Raw genomic sequence first — 10430 nt, 5'->3', positions numbered from 1 at the left:
GCCCATTCCGTCAGATTCACGCTCTGACAACGACACTCACTCATACATGGTTACGCTCACTTACCCGACTTCAAGGGCCAACAGGTGGAGACCCCCCGCCCGGCCGTCACACCGCGACCGGGTCGGGGGCTTGGGCTCGGGCCCGGTCCTGGGCCCGGTCCTGGGCCCGGTCCTGGGCCCGGTCCTGGGCCCGGTCCTGGGCCCGGTCCTGGGCCCGGTCCTGGGCGAGGGCCTGGAGCCGCTCCAGGCGCTCGCGGGTCTCCCCGTCCAGCGGCGCGTACGTGACCAGGCGCGGGCCCGGCGCCGGGCCGAGCCACAGGCTGGTGTGCTCCAGGTGCAGCAGCCCGACGTACCGGTTGCGGATGTACTTCGTCCTGGCGCCCTGGCCGACCACCTCGTGCCGGGCCCACACCTCGCGGAACTCCGGGGAGCGCGCCTCCAGCCGGGCCACCAGCGCCTTCCAGGCGGGCTCGGCCAGATGCTCGGCCATGGACGCACGGAACTTGGCCGCCAAGATCCTCAGCGTCTCCGCGTGGTTGACCACGGACTCCCGCCAGCCGGGGTCGGTGAAGGCCAGCCACAGGCCGTTGCGGTCCTCCGGCGGCATCTCGTCCAGGTCGCACAGCAGCCGCCCGTAGGTGCTGTTGTACGCGAGGATGTCGTACCGGCTGTTCTGCACGCAGGCCGGCAGCGGGGCCAGCTGGTCCAGCATCTCCCGCAGGGCCGGGGTCACGCTCGGGCACGGCGTGTTCGGCGCCGGGTCGGCCGTCCCGGCCAGCGCGAACAGGTGCGCGCGCTCGCTCGGATCCAGCAGCAGGGCCCGCGCCACGGCGTCGAGCACCTGAGCGGACACCTGGATCTCACGGGCCTGCTCCAGCCAGGTGTACCAGGTGACGCCGACGGCGGAGAGCTGGGCGACCTCCTCGCGGCGCAGCCCCGGGGTGCGCCGGCGGCGGCCGCGCGGCAGCCCCACCTGCTCGGGGGTGATGCGCTCGCGGCGGCTGCGCAGGAACTCGGCCAGCTCGTGTCGGCGCACGTCGCTCCGGGGGGCCACAGTGGTCATGGCACCAGGGTGCCGTACGGCCGATCCGGTTGCCAGGTAGTGCGAGTACCAGGACAAGGAGACTCTGGTACCAGGCTGGGCGGGGCGCGATCGTCGGGGGGTGAGTGAGACGACCGTACGAACCTCCGCTGCCGCCGCCCCGGGCGCGGCCTCCGCCGCACGCGTGGCACCCGCCCCGGCCCCTCCCGCGGCCCCCGCATCCCTTCCCGTCCCCCTGCCCGCCCCCGCAGCCCCCGCCCCGGCCTCAGCCCCGGCCGCGGCCGCGCTGGGCCCGCTGGGGCTCTTCACCGTGCTGCTCGGCGCCGCCCTGCCGATGGTCGACTTCTTCATCGTCAACGTGGCACTGCCCGCCATCGACCGCGACCTCGCCGCCGGCCCCGCCGTCCTCGAACTGATCGTCGGCGGCTACGGCGTTGCCTACGCCGTGCTCCTCGTCCTCGGCGGCCGCCTCGGCGACACCGCCGGGCGGCGCCGGCTCTTCCTCGCCGGCATGGCCGCCTTCGGCCTCACCTCGCTCGCCTGCGGCCTCGCCCCCACCGCGTGGACCCTCGTCGCCGCCCGGGTGGCGCAGGGCGCCGCGGCCGCCCTGATGCTGCCGCAGGTGCTCGCCACCATCCAGGCCACCACGCAAGGCCCCCGCCGGGCCCGGGCGATGAGCCTGTACGGGGCCACCGGCGGGCTGTCCATGGTGGCCGGGCAGGTCCTGGGCGGCGTCCTCGTGGCCGCCGACGTGGCCGGCCTCGGCTGGCGCTCCGTGTTCCTGGTGAACGTGCCCGTCGCCCTCGTCGGGCTGCTGCTCGCCGCGCGGACCGTGCCGCAGACCTGCTCGGACCGGCCGGCCTCGGTCGACGTTCCGGGGACGCTGCTGCTGGCCCTGTCGCTGGTCTCGCTGCTGCTGCCGCTGACCGAGGGGCGGGCCACCGGCTGGCCGCTGTGGACCTGGCTGCTGCTGGGCACCTTCCCCGTCGCGGCCGCCGGCTTCGTCGCCGTCGAGCGCCGCGCCGACCGGCTGGGGCGGACCCCGCTGGTGCCGCCGAGCCTGCTGCGGCTGCCGTCGCTGCGGCGGGGACTGCTCTTGCTGGTGCCGTTCTCGATCGGGTTCAGCGGCTTCATGTTCGTGATGGCCGTGGTCCTGCAAGAGGGCCTGCACAAGGGGCCGGTGGCCGCCGGGCTCGCCCTCGCCCCCATGGCCGTCGCCTTCTTCGGGGCCTCGCTGGCCGGGCCGCGGCTGACCGGCCGGTTCGGCAGCCGCGTCGTCACCGCGGGCGCGGTGCTCCAGGCCGTCGGCATCACCGTGCTGCTGCTCACGCTCCGGTACGGCGGGCCGAACCCCGGCGTCGCCGCACTGGCTCCGGGCATCGCCGTCGCCGGCCTCGGTCAGGGCTTCCAACTGCCCGTGCTGATGCGGCTGATGCTCGCGGACGTGCCGGCCGACAAGGCCGGCGTGGGCAGCGGCGTCGTGACCACTGCCCAGCAGTCCGCGCTCGCCCTCGGCGTCGCGACCCTCGGCAGCCTGTTCCTCGCCCTGACCGCCGCCCACGGCATCCGGACGGCGCTCACCGCGGCCCTGCTGGTCCAGCTCGCCCTGATCGCCCTCACGGCCGGGCTGAGCCTGCGCCTGCCGCGCACCGTGCGGTGAGCGGCAGGCGGGCCGGGGCCGGGACTGCCCGGTCAGCCCGCGGCAGCCGGACGTGCGACGCGGAACCCCACGTCGTCGACCCGGAACGTGGGGTGGCTGCGACGGCGGGCCGAGGCCCGGCAGCTCCAGTGCTCGTCGAACCAGCCGCCGCCGCGCAGCACCCGGTAGCCGCCGTACACCTCGGCGTCGTACACGTCCCAGCACCAGTTCCAGACGTTGCCGAGCATGTCGTACAGCCCCCACGGGTTGGGGAGCCTGCCGCCCACCTCGCGGATCCGCCCGTCCGAATTGCCGCGGTACCAGGCGATCTCGTCGAGTGGCCCGTAATGCGGTCCGGTGGTCCCGGCGCGGCAGGCGTGCTCCCACTCGGCCTCCGTGGGCAGCCGGTACCCGTCCGCGGACCGGTCCCGGTCCAAGCCCCCGCCGTCCCCGTCGCCGTCCCCGTCCGTGGCGCCGTCGTGGAACCGGTAGACGGGCGTGAGGCCCTCCTGCGCCGACAGGGCGTTGCAGAACCGGGCGGCGTCCCACCACGACACCCCCTCCACGGGCAGCCGGTCCCCGCGGGCCGTGCTCGGCCGCTCCCCGGTCACCCGGGCGTACAGCGCCTGGGTGACCGGCACCGCCCCGAGCCGGTACGGCGCCACGTCGACCGCCCAACTGCGCTGCGTCCGCCGGTCGGACAGGGTCACCCGTCCGCCCGGCACGGAGACCAGCTCGTGTCCCGCCATCGCATCCATGATCACGGAATGTTATCCGTGCGGTCGGCGGACGGCCGCGGCGAACGCGCCACCGGTCCGGCGGCGGGCTGTCACCGGGCGCCCCTCCTCCCGTACAGTCCGTGATGCCGTGCCGACGCTCCGTCAGGGGGAGTGGCCGGGCAGGCGTACCGGAGGCAGGAGGAGAAGCGTGGCCACCGAAGCCGGACTCGACCGGGACCCGCTCCCGCAGGGCCCCCGACCGGGCCGCCCGGTCCCCGAACTGGACGCCGTCCACGTGCAGCGGTGGCGTGCGGAACGGGGTGAGCTCGTCGACCTGCTCGCCCTGGCACGCGAACGGCTCGGCGGCATCGCCGCGCTGCACCTCGGGCCGGCGGACGCAGGCGCCCCGCCCGCCCCGCCCGCCGTCCTGGTCACCGACCCCGCGGCCGTCCGGCACGTACTCGCCCTGCACCCCGACCGGTACGTCAAACGCTCCCACCGTGCCCGCCTGCTGATCGGCGACGGGGTCCTCGCCGCCACCGGCGAGGCCTGGAAGCGCCAACGCCGGCTGCTGCAGTCCCAGTTCACCGGCACCGGGATGCGCCGCTACGAGCAGCGGATCGAGCGGGCCGCCGACACCGCCGCCGAGCGCTGGGCGCGGTACGCCGCCACCGGGCGGACCCTCGACGTCGGACGGGAGATGCGCCGCTTCGCCCTGGACACCATCTGGCGCTCCCTGACCGGGCATCCCCTCGACGCCCGGACCGAGCACGAGCTGAACACCGTCGAGACCCTGGCGGCCGCCCTGCCCACCCTGCCCGCCGACGAGGCCGACGCCCGCGACGCCGTCGCCGCGGACGTCGCCCGTATCGACGCGGTCGCCCGGTACGCCATCGACGCCGCCCGCACCGCTCCCGCCGGACCCGACGGCCCCGGCCTGCTGCACGTCCTGATCGACGCCTCCGCCGCACGGCCCGAGTACACCGACCGCCTGATCCGCGACGAGCTGGTCACCCTGCTCTTCGCCGGGCACGAGACCACCGCGACCACCCTGACCTGGCTGTACCTGCTGCTCGACCGGTATCCCGGAGCCCGCGCGCAGGCCCTCGCCGCCGGCGCCGCGGGCTCCGCGGAGCGCCGGCAGGCCGTCCAGGCGCTGGTCCACGAGACGCTGCGGCTCTACCCGTCGGCCTGGATCATGCCCCGCCACGCGGCCGAGGACGACGTCCTGGCCGGCCACGCCATCGCCGCCGGCACCGACCTCCTGGTGTGCCCGTACCTCACGCACCGCGACCCGCAGCTGTGGCCCGACCCGGAGCGCTTCGACCCCCGGCGCTTCACCGCCCCCGGGGGCAGGCCGGCCGCCCCCGGCGCCTACCTGCCCTTCGGGATGGGCCCGCGCGCCTGCCTCGGCCTGCAGTTCGCCCTGCGCGAGTCGACGGTCCTGCTGGAGCGGCTGCTGCCCGCGTACACCGTCGCCTTCCGCTCCACCCCCGCCGGCGCCGCGTACGGGATCACCGTCCGCCCCGACGGCCCCACCCCGGCGACCCTGACCGTGGCCCCGCCGCCCTGAGGCGACGCCCGCACCCCGCACCCGCCGGCCGTGCCCGCACCCCGCAGCCGCCCTACCGCATAGCGGTGTCGGGGCCGGACCGGGGTCTTCCGTGAAGCAGTGAATCGGTGCTTCAATCCTTCCCATGCCCTACCGCCGCCCCCCTGCCGTGCAGGCCCGCCTCGACGCCCGCCGCGACCGGGTCCTGGAAGCCGCCGTCCGCCTGCTCTCCCGGGAGGGGTACGGCGGCTGCTCCGTCGCCGCGATCGCAGCCGAGGCGGGCATCTCCACCGGCAGCGTCTACCAGTCCTTCTCCGGCAAGTCCGAGCTCGCCGCCGCGCTGTTCCGCACCCTGGTCGCGCGGGAGCTGGAGGCGGTCGCCGCCGCCGCGGAGCGTCCCGGGACCGCCGCCCGGCGGGTGGCCGCCGCGGTGGAGACCTTCGCCTCCCGTGCGCTCCAGGCGCCCCGGCGGGCCTTCGCCCTTCTCGCGGAACCCGCCGACCCGGCCGTCGACACCGAACGCCTCGTCTTCCGGCGCGCGTTCCGCGACGTGTACGCCGAACGGATCGCCGCGGGCGTGGCCGCCGGCGAACTGCCCCCGCAAAACCCCGAGCTGACTGCCGCCGCACTGGTCGGCGCCATTGCCGAGGCCCTCGTCGGACCCCTCGCCGACGGCGACGCGGCCCCCGGCGACGTCATCCCCGGCCTGATCACCTTCACCCTGCGCGCCCTTGGAGGACACGATGCCGCAGACGCATGAGGTCACCAACCAGGTACCGCCGCACCACGGCTACGACGCCGCCGACGACCCGGCCCTGCTGGCGGCCCTCGACCGCGAGGGAGCGGGCTGGGCCGCGGGCGAGGTGCACGCGGTCGGCGTCCTCGCCGGCTCCGAACGGGCCGCGGACTGGGGGCGCCTGGCCAACGAGAACTCCCCCGTCCTGCACACCCACGACCGCTACGGCCACCGCGTCGACGAGGTCGAGTTCCACCCGTACTGGCACGAGCTGATGCGCACCGCCGTCGAGCACGGCCTGCACGCCGCGCCCTGGGCCGACGACCGGCCGGGCGCGCACGTCGCCCGCGCGGCGAAGTTCCTCGTCTGGAGCCAGGTCGAGGCGGGCCACACCTGCCCGGTCTCCATGACGTACGCGGCCGTCCCCGCCCTGCGTGCGACGCCCGAACTCGCCGAGTGGCTGGAGCCGCTGCTCGCCTCCCGCACCTACGACTTCGGCCTGCGCCGCCCCGACACCAAGCGCGGGCTGATCGCCGGCATGTCGATGACCGAGAAGCAGGGCGGATCGGACGTCCGCGCCAACACCACGACCGCCGTCCCGGCCGGGGACGGCACGTACCGGCTCACCGGGCACAAGTGGTTCACCTCGGCGCCCATGTCGGACGTCTTCCTCACCCTGGCACAGGCCCCCGGCGGACTGTCCTGCTTCCTGCTCCCGCGGGTGCTGCCCGACGGCAGCCGCAACCGCCTGCTGCTCCAGCGGCTCAAGGACAAGCTGGGCAACCGCTCCAACGCCTCCGCCGAGATCGAGTACGACGAGGCCTTCGGCCGGCTGGTGGGGGAGGAGGGGCGCGGGGTCGCCACCATCATCGAGATGGTCAACACGACCCGTCTCGACTGCGTCCTCGGCGGCGCGTCCGGCATGCGCCTCGGCCTGATCCGGGCGGTCCACCACGCCACCCACCGGCGGGCGTTCGGCAAGGCCCTGATCGACCAGCCCCTGATGCGCAACGTCCTCGCCGACCTGGCGCTGGAGTCCGAGGCCGCCACCGCCGTCGCGATGCGGCTGGCCGGGGCCACGGACCGGGTCGCCCGCGGTGACACGGACGAGGCGCTGCTGCGCCGGCTGGGGCTGGCCGTGACCAAGTACTGGGTGTGCAAGCGGGCCCCCGGTCACGCGGCCGAGGCCCTGGAATGCCTGGGCGGCAACGGCTACATCGAGGACTCGGGCATGCCCCGCCTCTACCGTGAGGCCCCGCTGTCGTCGATCTGGGAGGGCTCGGGCAACGTGGCCGCGCTGGACGGGCTGCGGGCCATGGCCCGGCAGCCGGAGACCGTGGAGGCGTTCTTCGCGGAGGTGGGCCGGGCGGCGGGCGCCGACCGGCGCCTCGATGCGGCGGTGGCCGCGCTGCACAAGCAGCTCGCCGACCCGGCCGAGGCCGAGTACCGGGCCCGGCAGCTGACCGAGACCATGGCCCTGGTGTTCCAGGCGTCGCTGCTGCAGCGGCACGCCCCGGCCGCGGTCGCCGACGCGTTCTGCGCCTCCCGGCTCGGCGGCGAGCACGGCGGGGCGTACGGCACCCTCCCGACGGGCGTGGACACCGAGGCCGTACTCGCCCGCGCCCGCACGACGAGCGTCTGACACCGCGGGGCCGGGCCCGGCCCGGGGTGCGGCGTCCGTTGCGGGTGCCAGCCGCTTCGGCGGCTGCCCGCGGTCGCCGCCCGGCGGACGGCTTCGCGGACGGCTTCGCGGACGGCTGGGTGGAGTCCGCTTCGTCCCGTGCAACCGTGCCGCCGCCCCGGACGTCTCCGCCCCCGACGGCAGACGGGCCGCAGCGGCGACAGGGGACGGACATGGCACGCGCGCGCACCCATGCGATGGCGGCCACCGCGGTGGCGGTGGCACTCGGACTCTCGGCCTGCTCCCCGACCGAGGACCCGGACGCACCCGGCACCCCCGGGCCGCCCACGGCCTCCGCCGGTGCGTCCCGGCCCGCGCCGATCGGCTCGCCGGACGGCGCCGCGCCCTCCGGCGCGCCCCGCCCCTCCGGTGCTCCCGCCGGCAGCCGGCCGCCGTCCGGGAACCCCGGCGCCGCGCCCGCCCCCCGCACGGGGGTCCCCTGGAACCTGGACCGGATCGACCAGCGCACCCCGCCGCTCGACGGCACCTTCGCCGCGGGCGCCGACGGCAGCGGCGTACGCGTCTACGTGCTCGACACCGGCATGGAGGTCAGGCACGCGGAGTTCGGCGGCCGCGCCTCCCTCGGCGCCGACTTCGTCGGGGACCCGGACGCGGGCGACTGCCTCGACGGCGGCGGCCTGGGGCACGGCACGTTCGTGGCCGGCATCATCGGCGGCCGCACCCACGGCGTCGCCCCGCGCGCCGACCTCGTCCGCGTGCAGGCCATCGCCTGCGAGGAGGGCGGGGGCAGCTCGGCGCAGGCGAAGGACGCCGGCCCGGCCGCCGAGGCCTCCGTCGTCAAGGCGGTGGACTGGGTGGCCGAGCACGCCCGCCGCCCGGCCGTGGTCAACATGTCCCTCAACCTGGAGAACCGCTCCGCCGCCCTCGACGCCGCCGTGGAGCGCCTGATCGCCTCGGGGATCCCCGTGGTCGTCTCGGCGGGCAACTTCGCCGACGACGCCTGCAGGCACTCCCCGGCCGGGGCGCGCGGCGCACTCGTGGTCGCCGCCTCCACCGCCGACGACCGCCACTGGCGGGACAGCGACGCGTTCGGCTCCGGGCACGGCCCGTGCGTCGACCTGTACGCCCCCGGCGAGAGGATCACCTCCGCGCTGGCGGGCGCGGGCACCGTCACCAGCGACGCCATCGCCACCTCGTGGGCCGCCCCGCACGTGGCCGGCGCGGTCGCCCTGTACCTCTCGGCGCACCCGGACGCCACCCCGGCGCAGGTCCGCACCTGGATCACCGAACGGGCCGCGCGGGACGTCCTGACGGGAGTCCCGGCGCAGACCCCCAACCGGCTGCTCAACGCGGGCGGCCGGTAGGGGCCGGGTCGGGACCCCGGTCGTGCCGGATGTGCCGGAGGGCGCCGTCCGTGCCGCGGGTGAAGACCTCCAGACGGCCGTCCGCATCGACACCGACCCGGGAAGAGGAAGTATCGCCGCAGATCCGGCGGCAGGCGGGAACGGCCCGGCACCCCAACCGCCGGCACGGGGCCGAAGGGGGGACCGCCTAGCCGCGCGGGTTCACCGGCGCCAGGACGCCGAGCCGGTCCTCCACCGCCTGGGCCGCGTCCAGGCACAGGTCCTCGCGGAACGCCCGCCCGACGATCTGCACCCCGCAGGGCAGCCCGTCCGCGTCCGTCCCGGTCGGCACGGCCACCCCGGGCACGCCCGCGAAGCTCGTCGCCGTGCACAGCCGCAGGCCGGATGCGACCCGCTCCCGGCCCGCCCGGTCCCGGGACTCCAGCCCCGGTTCGACCGGCGGCTCGGTGAACGACGGGCCGAGCAGCAGCGGCCACTCGTCGAGGAACTCCGCCCAGGAGCGGCGGATGCCCAGCCAGGTGCCCATCAGCCGGACCAGCCCGGCCGCGTCCACGGGAGGCGTCCGCTCCATGGCCATCCCGATGTAGCGGCTCCCCTCCGGGCCGAGCAGCCCCCGTACCGCGGGCCAGGACGGTGCGAACTCCGTCATCGTGATCCGGTCGTACGCCTCCAGCGTCTCGTCCAGCCGCGGTACGTCCGCCACCTCGCGCACGTCGTACCCCGCGTCGCGCAGCGCCCCCGCCGCCGCCTCCACGGCCGCCCGCACCGACGGGTGGACGCCGCGCCCGCCGGGGTCCGCGACCACCGCGACCTTCACCGGCCCCGGCAGCGGCTCCCCGCGCACGGGCACCGGCACCGCCCGCGGGTCGCGGGGATCGGCCCCGGCCAGGACCTCGTACGCCAGCCGCAGATCGCGTACCCGGCGGGCCAGCGGGCCGTCGGTGACCAGCATCTGCGAGGCCGGGCCGGGGTCTTCCGGGCCGAGGACGCGGTGGTCGGCGGGGAACCGGCCGGCCGTCGGCTTGAGCGCCGCGACCCCGCAGAAGTGGGCCGGGACGCGCAGCGATCCGCCGGAGTCGTTGCCGAGCCCGAGCGCCGCCATGCCGGTCGCGACGGCCACCGCGTCGCCCCCGCTGGTCCCGCCGGGGGTCCGCGCGGGGTCCCACGGGTTGAGGGTGTCCCCGAACAGCTCGCTGCGCGTGTGCATGCCGGCCAGGACCAGCGTCGGCATGTTGGAGTGCCCGACCGGAATCGCCCCGGCCGCGCGCAGCCGCGCCACCGGAGGCGCGTCCGCCGGCGCCACCAGGTCCCGGAACCGCTCGACGCCGAACGTGGTCGGCACCCCCGCCACGGCGGTGGTCTCCTTCACCGTGAACGGCACCCCGGCGAGCGGGCCGAGTGCCTCGCCCGACGCGCGCCGCCGGTCGAGGGCGGCCGCGTCCGCCCGGGCCCGTTCCGCCATGAGCTGGGTGACCGCGTTCACCCGCGGATTGACCTCGGCGATGCGTTCCAGATGGCTGTCGACCAGCTCCGCCGCCGAGACCTCCGCCCGGCGCACCGCCTCCGCCTGTTCCGCCGCCGACAGCCGCCACAGGGGTTCGCGCACGGCGCCCCACCTCCCCGTTCCTCGTTGTGATGCGCTTGCATCGGAACGATATACCGAGAACCGATGCGGGTGCATCGAATAAAGTTCACCCCGGACCCGGCACGCGATGGACGCGCGCAGCGGACGCACC

8 protein-coding genes are annotated in these 10430 nt (G+C 76.3%); 5 read left to right on the top strand and 3 right to left on the bottom strand.

From position 1 onward, the window contains the following. Positions 1–106: 106 nt before the first annotated feature. A complete protein-coding gene (locus ACIQUT_RS16825) occupies positions 107–1063 on the bottom strand; it encodes a helix-turn-helix transcriptional regulator (RefSeq protein WP_403563665.1) in 957 nt (318 codons plus the stop codon). Positions 1064–1376: 313 nt separating this feature from the next. Here ACIQUT_RS16825 and ACIQUT_RS16820 point away from each other — a divergent pair, with 313 nt between their 5' ends. Then, the gene (locus ACIQUT_RS16820; protein ID WP_403563680.1) at positions 1377–2702 is read left to right on the top strand and encodes an MFS transporter; all 1326 of its coding nucleotides are present in this window, start codon (positions 1377–1379) and stop codon (positions 2700–2702) included. Positions 2703–2734: 32 nt separating this feature from the next. Here ACIQUT_RS16820 and ACIQUT_RS16815 read toward each other — a convergent pair whose 3' ends face one another. Next, complete coding sequence (locus ACIQUT_RS16815; RefSeq protein WP_403563664.1) at positions 2735–3439, bottom strand: formylglycine-generating enzyme family protein; 705 nt, start codon at positions 3437–3439, stop codon at positions 2735–2737. A 169-nt stretch (positions 3440–3608) separates the two neighbouring features. On the opposite strand from ACIQUT_RS16815, the gene ACIQUT_RS16810 reads away from it, so the two are divergent. The 4 genes from ACIQUT_RS16810 to ACIQUT_RS16795 all read left to right on the top strand — a co-directional run bounded on the left by ACIQUT_RS16810 (position 3609) and on the right by ACIQUT_RS16795 (position 8694). Next, positions 3609–4973: a cytochrome P450 gene (locus ACIQUT_RS16810; protein ID WP_403563663.1), complete on the top strand. Its 1365-nt coding sequence runs from the start codon at positions 3609–3611 to the stop codon at positions 4971–4973. Positions 4974–5097: 124 nt separating this feature from the next. Then, complete coding sequence (locus ACIQUT_RS16805) at positions 5098–5712, top strand: TetR/AcrR family transcriptional regulator (protein ID WP_403563662.1); 615 nt, start codon at positions 5098–5100, stop codon at positions 5710–5712. Further along, entirely contained in the window at positions 5696–7330 is a 1635-nt protein-coding gene (locus ACIQUT_RS16800) for an isovaleryl-CoA dehydrogenase (protein WP_403563661.1), read from the top strand. Before ACIQUT_RS16805 ends, ACIQUT_RS16800 begins: the two co-directional genes overlap by 17 nt. A 212-nt stretch (positions 7331–7542) precedes the next feature. Then, positions 7543–8694, top strand: coding sequence for a S8 family serine peptidase (locus ACIQUT_RS16795; RefSeq protein WP_403563660.1), 1152 nt, complete (start codon positions 7543–7545; stop codon positions 8692–8694). 187 nt (positions 8695–8881) lie between these two features. Here ACIQUT_RS16795 and ACIQUT_RS16790 read toward each other — a convergent pair whose 3' ends face one another. Next, positions 8882–10300 (bottom strand): amidase, encoded by a 1419-nt coding sequence (locus ACIQUT_RS16790; RefSeq protein WP_403563659.1) that lies wholly within the window; start codon positions 10298–10300, stop codon positions 8882–8884. Positions 10301–10430 lie beyond the last annotated feature (130 nt).

This window comes from Streptomyces sp. NPDC090445 (assembly GCF_044769385.1).
Classification (GTDB): Bacteria; Actinomycetota; Actinomycetes; order Streptomycetales; family Streptomycetaceae; genus Streptomyces.
The sequence above is the reverse complement of the archived record's forward strand: the minus strand, read 5'-3'. Positions and strand labels throughout refer to the sequence as shown.